Source organism: Pseudoduganella sp. UC29_71 (assembly GCF_042693265.1).
Classification (GTDB): Bacteria; Pseudomonadota; Gammaproteobacteria; order Burkholderiales; family Burkholderiaceae_D; genus Rugamonas.
On sequence record NZ_CP170549.1, the window covers coordinates 2080452 to 2095310 of the forward strand.

At 64.4% G+C, this 14859-nt stretch carries 14 protein-coding genes; 9 read left to right on the forward strand and 5 right to left on the reverse strand.

Annotated elements, in window-relative coordinates:
- Positions 1 to 24 precede the first annotated feature (24 nt).
- From mshL to ACFJI2_RS09175, 3 genes are read left to right on the forward strand one after another with little or no spacing between them, the layout of a single operon-like run.
- A complete protein-coding gene (mshL, locus tag ACFJI2_RS09165; RefSeq protein WP_377704721.1) occupies positions 25 to 1797 on the forward strand; it encodes a pilus (MSHA type) biogenesis protein MshL in 1773 nt (590 codons plus the stop codon).
- On the forward strand, positions 1797 to 2687 hold the full coding sequence (locus ACFJI2_RS09170; protein ID WP_377704722.1) for an ExeA family protein: 891 nt from the start codon (positions 1797 to 1799) through the stop codon (positions 2685 to 2687). The genes mshL and ACFJI2_RS09170 overlap by 1 nt, the downstream gene beginning before the upstream one ends.
- Positions 2684 to 4027, forward strand: a complete 1344-nt coding sequence (locus ACFJI2_RS09175; protein ID WP_377704723.1) for a tetratricopeptide repeat protein — start codon at positions 2684 to 2686, stop codon at positions 4025 to 4027. Before ACFJI2_RS09170 ends, ACFJI2_RS09175 begins: the two co-directional genes overlap by 4 nt.
- Before the next feature lie 135 nt (positions 4028 to 4162).
- Here the strand turns inward: ACFJI2_RS09175 and ACFJI2_RS09180 are convergent, their stop codons facing one another.
- The 3 genes from ACFJI2_RS09180 to ACFJI2_RS09190 all read right to left on the reverse strand — a co-directional run bounded on the left by ACFJI2_RS09180 (position 4163) and on the right by ACFJI2_RS09190 (position 6889).
- Entirely contained in the window at positions 4163 to 5161 is a 999-nt protein-coding gene (locus ACFJI2_RS09180; protein WP_377704724.1) for an HD-GYP domain-containing protein, read from the reverse strand.
- Between the two features lie 25 nt (positions 5162 to 5186).
- Positions 5187 to 6365, reverse strand: coding sequence for a pyridoxal phosphate-dependent aminotransferase (locus tag ACFJI2_RS09185; RefSeq protein WP_377704725.1), 1179 nt, complete (start codon positions 6363 to 6365; stop codon positions 5187 to 5189).
- An 86-nt stretch (positions 6366 to 6451) separates the two neighbouring features.
- Positions 6452 to 6889: a putative toxin-antitoxin system toxin component, PIN family gene (locus tag ACFJI2_RS09190; protein WP_377704726.1), complete on the reverse strand. Its 438-nt coding sequence runs from the start codon at positions 6887 to 6889 to the stop codon at positions 6452 to 6454.
- A gap of 35 nt (positions 6890 to 6924) precedes the next feature.
- Between ACFJI2_RS09190 and yaaA the strand changes: the two genes are divergently transcribed.
- Positions 6925 to 7695: a peroxide stress protein YaaA gene (gene yaaA, locus ACFJI2_RS09195; protein WP_377704727.1), complete on the forward strand. Its 771-nt coding sequence runs from the start codon at positions 6925 to 6927 to the stop codon at positions 7693 to 7695.
- Between the two features lie 104 nt (positions 7696 to 7799).
- On the opposite strand, the gene ACFJI2_RS09200 is transcribed toward yaaA, so the two are convergent.
- Complete coding sequence (locus ACFJI2_RS09200) at positions 7800 to 8633, reverse strand: outer membrane protein assembly factor BamD (protein WP_107869248.1); 834 nt, start codon at positions 8631 to 8633, stop codon at positions 7800 to 7802.
- Positions 8634 to 8697: 64 nt separating this feature from the next.
- Between ACFJI2_RS09200 and ACFJI2_RS09205 the strand changes: the two genes are divergently transcribed.
- Both ACFJI2_RS09205 and pgeF read left to right on the forward strand, forming a co-directional pair.
- Positions 8698 to 9771: an RluA family pseudouridine synthase gene (locus tag ACFJI2_RS09205; protein WP_377704728.1), complete on the forward strand. Its 1074-nt coding sequence runs from the start codon at positions 8698 to 8700 to the stop codon at positions 9769 to 9771.
- On the forward strand, positions 9771 to 10580 hold the full coding sequence (gene pgeF, locus ACFJI2_RS09210) for a peptidoglycan editing factor PgeF (RefSeq protein WP_377704729.1): 810 nt from the start codon (positions 9771 to 9773) through the stop codon (positions 10578 to 10580). Before ACFJI2_RS09205 ends, pgeF begins: the two co-directional genes overlap by 1 nt.
- A gap of 17 nt (positions 10581 to 10597) precedes the next feature.
- Here the strand turns inward: pgeF and ACFJI2_RS09215 are convergent, their stop codons facing one another.
- Positions 10598 to 10828 (reverse strand): hypothetical protein, encoded by a 231-nt coding sequence (locus ACFJI2_RS09215; protein WP_377704730.1) that lies wholly within the window; start codon positions 10826 to 10828, stop codon positions 10598 to 10600.
- Between the two features lie 38 nt (positions 10829 to 10866).
- Between ACFJI2_RS09215 and phaC the strand changes: the two genes are divergently transcribed.
- The 3 genes from phaC (at position 10867) to rimO (ending at position 14803) form a co-directional block, all read left to right on the forward strand.
- Positions 10867 to 12609, forward strand: coding sequence for a class I poly(R)-hydroxyalkanoic acid synthase (phaC, locus tag ACFJI2_RS09220; protein ID WP_377704731.1), 1743 nt, complete (start codon positions 10867 to 10869; stop codon positions 12607 to 12609).
- A gap of 168 nt (positions 12610 to 12777) precedes the next feature.
- Positions 12778 to 13332, forward strand: a complete 555-nt coding sequence (gene phaR, locus ACFJI2_RS09225) for a polyhydroxyalkanoate synthesis repressor PhaR (RefSeq protein WP_056389160.1) — start codon at positions 12778 to 12780, stop codon at positions 13330 to 13332.
- A 73-nt stretch (positions 13333 to 13405) separates the two neighbouring features.
- Positions 13406 to 14803 (forward strand): 30S ribosomal protein S12 methylthiotransferase RimO, encoded by a 1398-nt coding sequence (gene rimO, locus ACFJI2_RS09230; protein ID WP_377704732.1) that lies wholly within the window; start codon positions 13406 to 13408, stop codon positions 14801 to 14803.
- Positions 14804 to 14859 lie beyond the last annotated feature (56 nt).

A 14859-nucleotide genomic window follows, 5' to 3' on the forward strand; every position in this document is an offset into this window, starting at 1 on the left:
CGAGCAGATAAGCGAGTAGAACCTATGCAAAAACTCATCCAGATCGTGTGCGCCGTGGGCGCCGCAGCCAGCCTGGCGGCCTGCCAGGGCCAAGGGGCGGCCAAGCGCGACACCTATGAGGAAATCAACAAGGAAATGCGCCAGGCCGCGGCCCGCTCGCCGGCCCAGGCCGCCGCGCCCGATGCGGTGGACGCCGCGCTGCTGCCGCAACTGCCGGCGCTGGCGTCGCAATTGCCGAAGGCGCGCGCGGTGCTGGACGAGCGCTTCAACGTGGCCTTCAACCAGGTGCCGGTGCAGCAGTTCTTCAATTCCATCGTGGCCGGCACGCGCTACAACATGCTGATCCACCCGGACGTCAAGGGCACCATTACCGCGCACCTGAAGGACGTGACGCTGTTCGAGGCGCTGGACGCCGTCCGCGAGCTGTACGGCTACGACTACAAGGTGGAAGGCACGCGCATCTACATCCGTCCGCTGACCATGCAGACCCGCATGTTCAAGGTGAACTACCTGACCGCGACCCGCAAGGGCAGCTCCAATGTGCGCGTGTCGTCCACCTCGGTCAATTCCGTGGGGCCGACCACGTCCGGCAGCACCGGCAACAGCGGCAGCGGCAACAACGCGCCGGTGCCGCAGCAGCAGCCGAACATGCTGCAGACGCATGAAGACGCGAGCAACGTCACCACCACGTCCGACAGCAATTTCTGGTCCGACCTGAAAGAGGCGCTGACCGCGCTGATGGGCGGCACGGCGGACGGCCGCAGCCTGGTCATCAGCCCGCAGTCCGGCGTCATCGTGGTGCGCGCCATGCCGGAGCAGCTGCGCAATGTGGACCAGTATCTGAAGGCCACGCAGCTGGCCGTGGAGCGCCAGGTGATCCTGGAAGCGAAAATCCTGGAAGTGCAGCTCAACAGCGGCTTCCAGAGCGGCATCAACTGGGCCTCGTTCGCGTCCTTCAAGACCGGCCATGACAACCGCGTGTCGGGCGGTTTCCTGCAGCCCGGTTCGGCCTTGCAGCCGCTGCCGTTCGCCGGCGGCCAGCCGCCCGCCATGACCACCGGCGCGGGCCTGACCGCCAGCACCGGCTTCTCGCTGGCCAACGCCGCCAACAGCGCCGGTTCGCTGTTCGGCCTGGCTTTCCAGACCAGCAATTTCGCCGCCATGATCTCCTTCCTGGAGTCGCAGGGTTCGGTGCACGTGCTGTCCAGCCCGCGCATCGCCACCATGAACAACCAGAAGGCCGTGCTGAAGATCGGCACCGACGAGTTCTATGTGACCGGCGTGAGCACCACCACCAATTCCAACGCCACCGGCAACACCACCAGCCCCAACGTGACCCTGCAGCCGTTCTTCTCCGGCGTGGTGCTGGACGTGACGCCGCAGATCGACGACGAGGGCAACATCATGCTGCACGTGCATCCGTCGGTGAGCCAGGTGACCACGGTGAACAAGGTGGTGAACCTGGGCAGCGCCGGTTCGCTGAACCTGCCGCTGGCGGCGTCCAGCACGTCCGAGATGGACAGCATGGTGCGCGGCCAGGACGGCCAGATCGTGGCGATCGGCGGCCTGATGCGCCAGTCGACCACGGACGACCGCTCGCAACTGCCGGGCGCCGGCGACCTGCCGGTGGTGGGCGCGCTGTTCCGCAATACCGACCGCCAGACGCAGAAGCGCGAGCTGGTGGTGCTGATCAAGCCCACCATCGTGGACGGCGCGGCCAGCTGGACGCAGGACATGCAGGACGCCAGCGGCCGCATCGAGAAGCTGGACCCGCGCCGGCCTTCGGAGCGCCGCTGATGTATGAGTCTCACTTCGGCCTGCGCGAGGTGCCTTTCAGCATCACGCCGGACACCAGCTTTTTCTTCACCAGCCCGCATTCGCAGGAGGCGTTGAACACGCTGCTGGTGGCGGTCAAGAGCGGCGAAGGTTTTATCAAGATTACCGGCGAGGTGGGCACCGGCAAGACGCTGCTGTGCCGGAAGTTCCTGTCCACGCTGGGCGAGGAATTCGTCACCGCCTACATTCCGAACCCCTACCTGGAGCCGCGCACGCTGATGCTGGCCCTGGCCGACGAACTGGAACTGACGCTGGCGCGCGACGTGGACCAGCACCAGCTGCTCAAGTCCATCAATTACCGGCTGCTGGAACTGGCGGGGCAGGGCAAGCAGGTGGTGCTGTGCCTGGATGAGGCGCAGGCCATTCCGGTGGAGAGCCTGGAGGCGCTGCGCCTGCTGACCAACCTGGAAACCGAGAAGCGCAAGCTGCTGCAGATCGTGCTGTTCGGCCAGCCGGAACTGAACGCGCACCTGGAAAGCCCGACCATCCGGCAACTGGCGCAGCGCATCACTTTTCATTACCACCTCGGGGCCTTGTCCAGGGATGACCTGGACTATTATCTGGCGCACCGGCTGCGCGTGGCGGGCTACGCGGGCGGGCGGCTGTTCGGCCGTAGCGCGGTGCGCAAGCTGTACGCGGCCACCGGCGGCATTCCGCGCCTGGTCAACATCATGTCGCACAAGGCGCTGATGCTGGCCTACGGCGAAGGGCGCCAGCAAGTGGAACGGCGCCATGTGGCGCTGGCCGCGTCGGACACGGCGGCGCAGCCTCGCGCGCTGTGGCCGTGGCTGGCCGGCGCGGCTGGCCTGGCGATGGCCGCCTGCGGATTAACCTGGGCATTGATCAAATGAGCCTGATAAACAAAATGCTGCAAGACCTGGACGCGCGCGGCGGAGCACAGGCCGCGCAGGGCGGTGTGCCGCAGATGCGTCCCGTTGCCGCCGGCGGTCAGCGGCCGCGCGCGGCGATGGCGGCGGGCGTTGGGTTGGCCGTGGTGCTGCTGGCCGCCAGCGGATGGCTGGGCTGGCGCTATTTGCAGCGCGCGCCGTCGAATGAGGTCGTCAACCAGTCGCCGCCGGCAGCCGTCAACGGCATGCCGGGCGTAGCCGGCCGCAGCGCTGGCGCCAGTGCCGGGACGGACAGCGCTGCCGGCGCTGCGAACGGGCCGGCCGAGGGCGCGGGCTCCGGCAGCAGCGTTCCCGGCGTCGCGCCGCAGCCTGCCGCACGCCTGCTGGCAGTGGCCCGTCCGATGCCGGTTCCGCCCGAAGCTGTCCAGCAGCAGGTGGCGCCTGCCGATGCGGGCGAGACTGCGGCCGGTTCCGCGCGCCGTCCTGCGCATACGCAGGCCGAAGACAAGGATGCCGCGCAAGTGGCGGCCGAGCTGAAAGCGGCCCGCAGGCAGGCACGCGAGGCGAGAGCCGAAGCCGAGCGCCTGGCGGTGCGCGGCCATGCCGCCGAAGCGGGTGCCCCGCCGGTCAAAGCGGCGGCCGCACGCACGGCGGAGGGAGGCCGGGACAGCGCCGCCGCGCGGGAAGCCGCTGCTGCGCGCGCCGCGAAGGCGGAAGCCAGGCCTGCGCGCAATGCGGATGCCGCCCAGCCGGGCGCCGGCGGCGTCACCGTCACGTCGCAGCAGCAGGGCGAGAACGCCTACCGGCGCGGTCTGGCGGCCTTGCAGGAGGGCCGCGTGCAGGAGGCGATTGCCAATATGGAGCAAGCGGTGTTCCTCTATCCGCGCCACGAGGCGGCGCGCCAGACCCTGGTTGGCCTGCTGATCGAGAACAGGCGCCACGACGAGGCGATCCGCCACCTGCAGTTCGGCCTGGGGCTGGACCCCAGGCAGCCGCAGTTGGCGATGATCCTGGCGCGCCTGCAGATCGAGAAGGGCGGGCCGGCGATCGAGACCTTGCAGCGCACCTTGCCGTATGCGGCGGGCAATGCGGATTATCTGGCGTTCCTGGCGGGGGCATTGCAGCGCGCGCAGCGCAACCGCGAGGCGGCCGAGCAGTATCAGGCCGCGCTGCGCCTGCAGCCGCAGAATGGCGTGTGGTGGATGGGGCTGGGGATTTCGCTGCTGGCCGACAAGCGCAACGCCGAGGCGCTGGACGCGTTCACGCGCGCGAAAAACAGCGGCAACCTGTCGCAGGAATTGCAGAGTTTCGTGGAGCGCAAGCTGCAGCAGCTGGCGCGGTGACGCCCGGCGGCTTACGGCGCTGCGCGCCTAAGCCGCCCTACGGAATATCGGCGTATCGCCGAATTCCGGAATTGCTGAATTATCGGATTACCTGTAGGGCGGGTTAGCGCAGCGTAACCCGCCATCGCGTGCGTATCACAGGCTCGCCTGCTCGCCCCAGATCTGCTTCATGCTGAAGCGCACGTCGGCTTGGTCTTCGCTGAGCACTTCGGCGATGGCGCATTCCGGGTCGCTGGCGCGGCGCAGGGCCTGGCTCAAGCCGCTGGTGTCGCGCAGCGATTTGCCGTTGGCGTCGCGCAGGCAGTGGATGTGGATCTCGCCGCTGCCGTCGCGCTGCATCACCACGCCCACTTCACCGTTTTGCAGCCGCACCAGCGCGCCCGGCGGGTATTTGCCGATCTGGCTCATGAACTGGTCGGCCAGCAGCGGGTCGCTGACGCGCGCCGGATCGCCCAACAGATTGTGCAGCGCCTTGTCCGGCAGCACCGAGCAGCGGTAGTTGCGCGCCGAGACCTGCGCGCAATAGCGGTCCGCCAGGCTGATGAGGCGCGCGTTCTGCGTGATGTCCGCGCTGGTGCGGCCTTCCGGATAGCCGGTGCCGTCATCGTTCTCGTGGTGCATCAGCACGCAGGCGATCCATTCCTCGTCCTCCACGCCGGCGTCGCGCAGCAGGCCCACGCTTTCCTCCGGGTGGCGCCGCACGATGGACATCTCTTCGCTGGTCAGGCTGGAACCCTTGTTGAAAGTGTTCTGGTGGCGCAGCATGCCCACGTTCATGGTCAGCGCGGCCGCCACGATCACCAGCATCTCGTCGCGCGACTTGCGCATGCGCTGCGCCACCAGCGCCGCGACGATGGCGGTCTCGATGCAATGGCGCACCGCGTAGGTGCCGGCGATCTGGCTCAGGAAAATGCAGGCCAGCGCCACGTCCTGGTTCAGTTCCACCGCCGCCATGACTTCGCGCGCGATGGCCAGCAGCTCGCTTTGCGCGTTCGCTTCATTGCGCAAGTCCGACAGCAGCTTTTCCAGCCGCCGGTTGGACTTGTTCAGCGCATTGAGCACCGAAGGCCGCGCCATGGCCAGGTTGGTGTTGTCGCCCAGGACAATGTCTTTCAAGCTGCTGTACTGGTTCATGATGATCCCCGTGCCGCCTGTCTCTTTATATGCTGGCGAGGCGCTCGAGCGCCAGGGCCAGCGTGTCATCCTTCTTCGCAAAGCAGAAGCGCACGATGCCGGACTCCTTGCCTTGCTGGTAAAACGCGGAAACCGGTATCGCCGCCACCTTCACTTCGGTGGTCAGCCATTCGGCGAATTGCGCTTCGGGCATGTCCGAAACCGCGCCGTAGCGCACGCACTGGAAATAGGTGCCGTCGGCCGGCAGCAACTCGAAGCGGCTGCCTTGCAGGCCGTTGCGGAAGATATCGCGCTTGCGCTGGTAGAACGCAGGCAGTTCCAGATAGGGCGCCGGGTCGGCCATGTAGCTGGCGATGCCGTGCTGCATGGGCGTGTTGATCGAGAAGACGTTGTACTGGTGCACCTTGCGGAACTCCGCCATCAGCGCGGCCGGTGCGGCCACGTAGCCTATCTTCCAGCCGGTGACGTGGTAGGTCTTGCCGAAGCTGGAGACGACGAAGCTGCGCGCCGCCAGTTCCGGGTAGCGGCAGATGGATTCGTGGCGCTGGCCGTCGTACACCATGTGCTCGTACACCTCGTCCGACAGGATCAGCACATTGCTGCCGCGGACGATGTCTGCCAGGGCCCGCATGTCGGCTGCGCGCAGCACGCTGCCGGTGGGGTTGTGCGGCGTGTTGATGATGATCATGCGGGTCTTGCCGTTGACGGCGGCCTGCACTGTGTCCCACGGCACGCTGTAGCCGGCGGCGCCCACCTGCATCTGCACCCGCACGGCTACGCCGCCGGCCAGTTCGATGGCGGGCAGGTAGCTGTCGTAGGCGGGTTCGATGACGATCACTTCGTCGCCCGGATGGACGGCGCACAGGATGGCGGTGGTGAGCGCCTGCGTGGCGCCGGCGGTGACGGTGATTTCGGCGTTGACGTCGTATGCGTGGCCGTAGTGCGCGGCGATCTTGGCGACGATGGCCTGGCGCAGCACGGGCGCACCGGTCATCATCGGATACTGGTTGAAGCCGGCGCGCATGGCCTCGCTCACCATGTCGACCAGTTTCGGCTCGCAGGCAAAGTCCGGGAAGCCCTGGCCCAGGTTGACGGCGCCGTGTTCGGCGGCCAGCGTGGACATGCGGGTAAAGACGGTGGTGCCGACGGCCGGCAAGCGGGTGGTCAGGGAGGGCGTTGCGGGCGGATTGTGGCGGCTGTTCATAGAGCGTAAGCGTTGAAGGCGTTCGCTTATTCTAGCGCAGGCGCCTGTCTTAGGTGTTGCTCATCCGCCCACTATTTTGGTGGAAGTCAGGCCTCTGGCGTCCACGCTTCCGGCACCATCACCTTGAACATGCCGGCCTTGGCCAGGCGGCGCGCGAGCTTGAGCAGCGCCTTGTCCTTGGTGATGAGGATGTCGGCGCTGGCGTCGCGCGCCAGTTCCAGGAATTTCTGGTCGTCGCGGTCGGTGCAGACCGGCAGGCGCACGCCCGATTCAGGCGGCGCCACCACCTTGATCAGCTGGTCGAAGCGGGCGGCGCTCTGCGGGCGGGAATCGTCGTCCAGCGGCAGGTGCTTGTAGTGCAGAACCACCAGGTATTCCTCGCGGCAATCGGCGCGGGTGATGGCTTCCACGGCGCCGCTTTCGATGGCGTGCAGCAGCGTGGACCAGCGCGGGTCCTTGAAGACGAACAGGTCGAGGCAGACATTGGTGTCCAGCACGATGCGTTTTGGTGAAACAGGTATCATGTCGGTTCTTGATATGAAGTAATTTTTAGAATCTTATGCTGATAGTGCTTTCGCCTGCAAAAAGTCTCGACCTGGAGACCCCTCCGACCACCAAGCTGCACACCCAACCCGATTTTCTCGACCATTCCGAGCAGCTGATCAACCGCCTGCGCGATTATTCGCCGGCCGAAATCGGCGAGCTGATGGATATTTCCGATGCGCTGTCCACGCTCAACGTGGCCCGCTACGCATCCTGGACCAAGGATACGTCCGAAGCGCGCCAGGCGGTGATGACTTTTAACGGCGACGTGTACGACGGCCTGGCCGCCCGCACGCTGACCCCGAAGCAGCTCGACTACACGCAAAAGCGCGTGCGCATCCTGTCCGGACTGTATGGCATGCTGCGCCCGCTGGACCTGATCCACCCGCACCGGCTGGAAATGGGTACGCGCCTGAGCACGCCGCGCGGCAAGGACTTGTACACCTTCTGGGGCGACACCATCGCCGATGCGCTGAACCGGACGGCGCAGGAGCAGGGCGCCGAGGTGCTGGTGAATCTTGCCTCTGAGGAATACTTCAAGTCGGTCAAGCGCGCCAAACTGGGCATGCCGGTCATTACGCCGGTGTTCGAGGACTGGAAAAACGGCAAGTACAAGATAATTTCGTTCTACGCCAAACGCGCACGCGGCCTGCTGGCCCGTTACGCGGCGGTGAAGAACATTACGAATCCGGAAAAGCTGAAAGCCTTCGACGTGGACGGCTATGCCTTCGACAAGAAGGACTCGGATGAGCGCACCTGGGTGTTCCGCCGCCGTGTCGCGGACTGAGCTTGGCGGGTTACGGCGTTCCGCCTAACCCGCCCACAAAGCGGGCATTCGGCGTTCCGCGTAGGGCGGATCGGGCCGCAGGCCGTAATCCGCCAGCTCCGTCATTAACCCCAGAGTTTCCACCACTGGCGTTCTTTTTTCACGCCTTCGTCGAGGAACTTGCTGTTCGGGTAGTTCTTCTTGAACACGCGCAGGGCGTCGTCGTGCAGCTGCACGTTGCCCATTTTCTCGTAGCCGCGGATCATGATGAACAGCGCCTCTTCGATCGACGGCGAGTCGCGGTAGTCGCTGATCACGCCCATGGCGCGGTTGACCGCAGCCAGGTAGGCGCCGCGGCGGTAGTAATAGCGCGCCACGTGCACTTCGTACGACGCCATGGCGTTGATCAGATACTTCATCCGGTCGATCGCATCCGGCGTATACTGGCTGTCCGGGAACTTGTCGACCAGCGCCTTGAACGCTGCGAAGGCTTCGCGCGTGGCTTTCGGGTCGCGCTCGGTGGGGTCCTGTTCGTAGATGAAGTTCAGGAAACCGATCTGGTCATTGAAATTGATCAGGCCGCGCAGGTAGTACATATAGTCCACGTTGGCGTGGTTGGGGTGCAGCTTGATGAAGCGCTCCACGGCGGCCAGCGCCTGGGCCTGGTCCTGTGCCTTGTAGTTGGCGTAGGCGATTTCCATCTGGGCTTGCACCGCGTACGTACCGAACGGATAGCTCGATTCCAGCTTTTCAAACAACTGAATTGCGCGCTCGTAGTGTCCGCCCGCCAATTCCTCCTTGGCCTCCGAGTATAATTTCGTAGCGGACCAGCCTTTGGTTTCATCTGCCTTTTCCGGCAGCAGGCTGCAGCCGGAAAGGCCAAGCAGTGCGAATGCTGCTGCGGTTGCTGCTGCTTTTGCTGCTGCTTTTACTGCGATAGCCGAATATTTTTTTTGCATGTTGTTTTGCAAGAACGTTTAACCAAGATTGTACAACTGGCTGATTATAGCCGATGGGAATGCTGTGATTTTAACTAATAACGAAATAGACGCCGACTTTGATGCTGACTTCCTGGGCGAAGAGGAGGCCGCCGACGCGCTGGCCCCTATCGTACTCGAATTGAGCCCCGAAGCGTGCGGCGAACGCCTCGACAAAGTCATCTCCAAGCTGGTGCCGCAGTTTTCGCGCGGCCGCCTGCAGATGTGGATCGAGGATGGCTTCGTTACCGTGGACGGCAAGCCCTCCAAAACCAAGGCCACCGTGTACGGCGACGAGAAAATCGTCATCCTGCCGCAGCCGGACCAGGAAACCGAGGCCTACAAGCCGGAAGCCATGGAACTGGACATCGTCTTTGAAGACGAGCACCTGATCGTGGTCAACAAGGCGGCCGGCATGGTGGTGCACCCCGGCAATGGCAACTGGAGCGGCACCCTGCTGAACGGCCTGCTGCACCATTGCCCGCAGCTGATCGGCGTGCCGCGCGCCGGCATCGTGCACCGCCTGGACAAGGATACCAGCGGCCTGATGGTGGTCGGCAAGACGCTGGCCGCGCAAACCGACCTGGTGCGCCAGCTGCAGGCGCGCACCGTCAAGCGCGAATACTGGTGCCTGGTGTGGGGCACGCCGCAGTCCGGCGGCACCATCAACGCGCCCATGGGCCGCCACCAGAAGGACCGCGTGAAGATGGCCGTGTCCACCGGCCTGGGCGCCAAGCCGGCCATTACGCACTACGAGCGCATTGAATCGGGCGTGCTGGAAGGCCGTCCGGTGAGCCTGGTGCAGTGCCGCCTGTCCACCGGCCGCACCCACCAGATCCGCGTCCACATGGCCCACCTCGGCTTCCCGCTGATCGGCGACTACGTGTACGGCAAGGCGCATCTGACGCACTTCTTCCCGCGCCAGGCGCTGCAGGCGCGCCGCCTGGGCCTGAATCATCCGGCCACCGGCGAGGCGTGCGAATGGCGCGTGCCGCTGGCGGCCGACTTTGCCGAGCTGCTGGAGAAGGTGGGCATCCACAATCCTGGCCTGGACGACGTGGGCGGCGACATCGAGGACGACTACGAGGAAGACGACTTCGACTACGGCGACGACGACTGATGACGGTATCCCGGCAATCCACGCAGTGGCTGGTGCCCGACTGGCCGGGCCTGCCGCCGAATATCGGTGCGCTGGCCACCACGCGGCGCGGCGGCGTCAGCCCCGCACCCTATGACGACGGCCAGGGCGGTGGCGGCCTCAACCTTGGTATCCATGTCGGAGACCAGCCGCACAACGTAGCGCAAAACCGCGCCACGCTGGCGGCCGAGCTGCCGGACGAGCCGGTCTGGCTGAACCAGGTGCACGGCGTGGACGTGGTGGACGCCGGCAAGGTGCGTCCCGGCCAGGTGCCGACGGCCGACGCCAGTATCGCGCGCGCGCCCAATACGGTTTGCGCTATCCTCACGGCCGACTGCCTGCCGGTGCTGTTCTGCGACACTGCGGGCACGGTGGTGGGCGCGGCCCATGCCGGCTGGCGCGGCCTGGCCGACGGGGTGCTGCAGGAAACCACGCGCGCCATGCGCGAGGCGGGGGCCGGCGAACTCATGGCCTGGCTGGGCGTGGCCATCGGCCCGGTGCGCTTCGAAGTCGGCAACGACGTGCTGCAGGCTTTCCTGAAGCAGGCGGCCCAGGCCGAAGACCCCGCCGCAGCCGAAGCGCTGGCGCGGGCCGCGATCGCACCGATCACCGGCAAACCCGGCAAATACCTGACCGACATGTACGCGCTGGCGCGCGGCATCTTGCGGCGCGATGGCGTGACGCGCATTGCTGGTGGGGAATACTGCACGGTGTCGAATTCCGGCCGCTTCTATTCCTACCGGCGCGACGGCGTAACGGGAAGACAAGCAAGTTTGATCTGGATCAAATGACGCGCTGCCCGCTGGCCTTAGGCTTCGGGTGGCCGGTCGCCGCCGGCAGGGGCGGCGTTTGCCTGGCGCGCGGCGTCCTCGCGGGCCGCCCGGGCGCGCTTGCGCCGCCCGGAACCCGTTAAATAGAATAGTATTCCTAATGGCAAGACGCAATACAATAAAAACGTCATCAATCCGGTCACCACGGTAGGTTCCGTGAAGGCCATCAGCACCACCACGTAGATCCAAGCAACAGCGACAATCAGCATAAGCAGTCTCGGTAAAAAACTTTTTTTATGGACTAAACATGAAATTGCCCGATCCTCAAGCCTTTGCCAGCACCTGGATGTCGCAGTTCAGCGACCCCGCCCAGTGGCAATCCTGGTTCAACATGGTGCCGGACGCCTCGTCCCACCCGGTGAGCGCCATCCTGCGCGATGCCGGCGCCACCATCAAGCCTGATACGGTCGAGCAACTGAAAAACGAGTACCTCGAGCAATTCGGCGCGCTGTGGCAGGAAGTCCTGTCCGGCAAGGCGCCGTCGCTGAGCGACCGCCGGTTCTCGTCGGCCGCCTGGCAAAGCAACCCGGTCACCGCTTTCAATGCCGCATCATACCTGCTTAACGCCAAGTTTTTGACCGCGATGGCCGACGCCATCGACGCGTCGCCGCACCAGAAGCAGAAAATCCGCTTCGCCGTGCAGCAAATCGTGGACGCCATGTCGCCCGCGAACTTCCTCGCCACCAACCCTGAAGCCCAGCAAAAGCTGGTGGAAAGCAAGGGCGAAAGCCTGACCAAGGGCCTGGCCAACATGCTGGCCGACATGCAGAAAGGCCACATCTCGCTGTCGGACGAGTCGGCCTTCGAAGTGGGCCGCAACCTGGCGCTGAGCCCGGGCCAGGTGGTCTATGAGAACGATTTGTTCCAGCTGATCCAGTACACGCCCACCACGCCCACGGTGCACGAGCGCCCGCTGCTGATGGTGCCGCCGTGCATCAACAAGTACTACATCCTCGACCTGCAGCCGGAAAATTCGCTGGTGCGCTACGCGGTAGAGCAGGGCAATACCGTGTTCCTGTTGTCCTGGCGCAATCCGGACCAGTCCATGGCCAAGGTGAGCTGGGACGACTACGTGGAGCGTGGCGTCATCAACGCGGTTGGCATCGTGCAGGAGATCAGCGGGCAGGAGAAGATCAATGCCTTCGGCTTCTGCGTCGGCGGCACGCTGGTCAGCACGGCGCTGGCCGTGATGGCCGCGCGCGGCCAGCAGCCCGCCGCCAGCCTGACCCTGCTGACCACTTTCCTCGACTTCGCCGACACCGGCGTGCTCAACGTGTTCGTCGACGAGACCCAGGTCCAGCTGCGCGAGCAGACGCTGAAAAGCGGCGGCCTGATGCCGGGCCGCGACCTGGCCACCACCTTCTCCAGCTTGCGTCCGAACGACCTGGTGTGGAACTATGTGCAGTCGAATTATCTGAAAGGCAACGAGCCGGTGCCGTTCGACCTGCTGTACTGGAATTCCGACAGCACCAACCTGCCAGGCCCGATGTTCTGCTGGTACCTGCGCAACACCTACCTGGAAAACAGCCTGAAAGAGCCGGGCAAGCTGACCGTGGCCGGCGAAAAGGTGGACTTGTCGGCGATCGATGCGCCGGCCTTCGTGTACGCCTCGCGTGAAGACCACATCGTGCCGTGGACCTCGGCCTACAGCTCGCTGAACATCCTGAACCCGAAAAAGCCCAAGGCCAACCGCTTCGTGATGGGCGCTTCCGGCCATATCGCGGGCGTGATCAATCCGGCGTCGAAGAAAAAGCGCAGCTACTGGGTCAACGACGAGGCCACGCCGAAGACGGCCAAGGCCAAGCGCCCCGACGCCGACACCTGGCTCAGCGGCGCCAGCGAGCACCCCGGCAGCTGGTGGCCGGAGTGGGCCAAGTTCCTGGCCGAGCACGGCGGCAAGGACGTCAAGGCGCCGGCCCAGCACGGCAATGCGAAGTACAAGCCGATTGAAGCCGCCCCCGGCCGCTATGTGAAAGCTAAAGCGGACTGAGCCGGACTAGCTTCTTGGTTGCGTTGCAATAAAACACGAAAGTTATAAGCCAGAACGTGCTGATGAGATTTTTTCACTCTATAATAGGCTCATAAGGCTTGTGAAAAAGCGAACCTGGTTCGCTTTTTTTTCGGATTAACGCGCTGCGGCGCAATACGTGGACTTGTGATGAGTAGTGCAAAAAAAAATGCGGAACGCTTGATCAAGAAATATCCCAATCGCCGTCTGTATGACACGCAGACCAGCTCCTACATCACGCTGACCGACGTCAAGCAACTGGTGCTGGACAACGAAGAATTCACGGTGGTCGATGCAAAATCGAACGAAGACCTGACCCGCAGCATCCTGTTGCAGATCATCCTGGAAGAGGAGGCCAGCGGCGTGCCGATGTTCTCCACCGGCGTACTGGCGCAAATCATCCGCTACTACGGCCACGCCATGCAGGGCATGATGGGTTCCTACCTGGAAAAGAACGTGGAAGCCTTCACCGACATCCAGCGCAAGTTCACCAGCGCCTCGCTGGACGGCAAGCCGTTCAGCCCGGAAATGTGGACCCAGTTCATGAACGTCCAAGGTCCGATGATGCAGGGCATGATGAACAACTATATCGACCAGAGCAAGAGCCTGTTCGTGCAGATGCAGGAGCAGATGCAGAACCAGAGCAAAAACCTGTTCGGCGCGTTCCCATTCGTGATGCCGGTGCCTCCTACCGACAAGAAGTAAATCCCCCGGGTGCGGAGAGGGCGGTCTATCGGGTATAATTGCCGATTGGCTTGAACATCTACCGCACCCTATCATGCAAGAAATCTCCCGTATTCCCAAGGCTGCAACCGCAGCGGCACCCACCGGCACCGCGCCCAAGGTCGGATTCGTTTCGCTCGGCTGCCCGAAAGCGCTGGTTGACTCCGAACAGATCCTGACCCAGCTGCGCGCCGAGGGTTACGAGACCGCCAAGTCCTACGACGGCGCCGACCTGGTCATCGTCAACACCTGCGGCTTCATCGATGCCGCCGTGCAGGAATCGCTGGACGCCATCGGCGAAGCGCTGGCCGAAAACGGCAAGGTGATCGTCACCGGCTGCCTGGGCGCGAAGAAGGACGGCGACGGCAACGACCTGATCAAGCAAATCCACCCGAAGGTGCTGGCCGTGACCGGCCCGCACGCGCTGGGCGAAGTGATGGCCTCGGTCCACCACCACCTGCCCAAGCCGCACGAGCCTTTCATCGACCTGCTGCCGCCGCAGGGCATCAAGCTCACGCCCAAGCACTACGCCTACCTGAAGATATCCGAAGGCTGCAACCACCGCTGCAGCTTCTGCATCATCCCGTCCATGCGCGGCGACCTGGTGTCGCGTCCGATCGCCGAACTGATGCTGGAAGCGGAAAACCTGTTCAAGTCCGGCGTGAAGGAACTGCTGGTCATTTCGCAGGATACCTCGGCCTACGGCGTGGACGTGAAGTTCCGCTCCGGCTTCTGGAACGGCCGCCCGGTCAAGACCCACATGACGCAGCTCACCGAAGCGCTGGGCGAGCTGGCCAAGTCCTACGGCGCCTGGGTGCGCCTGCACTACGTGTATCCGTACCCGCACGTGGACCAGATCATCCCGCTGATGAGCGGCGGCCACGTGCTGCCCTACCTGGACATTCCGATGCAGCACGCGCACCCTGAAGTGCTCAAGCGCATGAAGCGTCCAGCCAGCGGCGAGAAGAACCTGGACCGCATCCTGGGCTGGCGCGCCATGAATCCCGAGCTGACCATCCGCTCTACCTTCATCGCCGGCTTCCCTGGCGAGACCGAGGCGGAATTCGGATACCTGCTGGACTTCCTGAAGGAAGCGCAGATCGACCGCCTGGGCTGCTTCGCCTACTCGCCGGTGGAAGGCGCCACCGCCAACGAGATCGCCAATCCGGTGCCGGAAGAAGTGCGCGAAGAGCGCCGCGGCCGCGTGATGCTGCTGCAAGAGGAAATCTCGCGCAAGCGCCTGCAGGCCAAGGTCGGCAAGACCGTGCGCGTGCTGATCGACGAGCTGACCCCGAGCGGCGCCATCGGCCGTTCCGCGGCGGACGCGCCCGAGATCGACGGCGTGGTCTACGTGAAGAAGCCTTACGAGCCGCACAAGAAGTTGAAAGTCGGCGAGTTCTTCGACGTGGAAATCACCCGCGCCGACGCGCACGACTTGTGGGGCGATGCCTAAGCGTCACGCTGCGCAGCGTCACCCTGTGCGGTAAAATCCAAAGGCGGACGCGCATC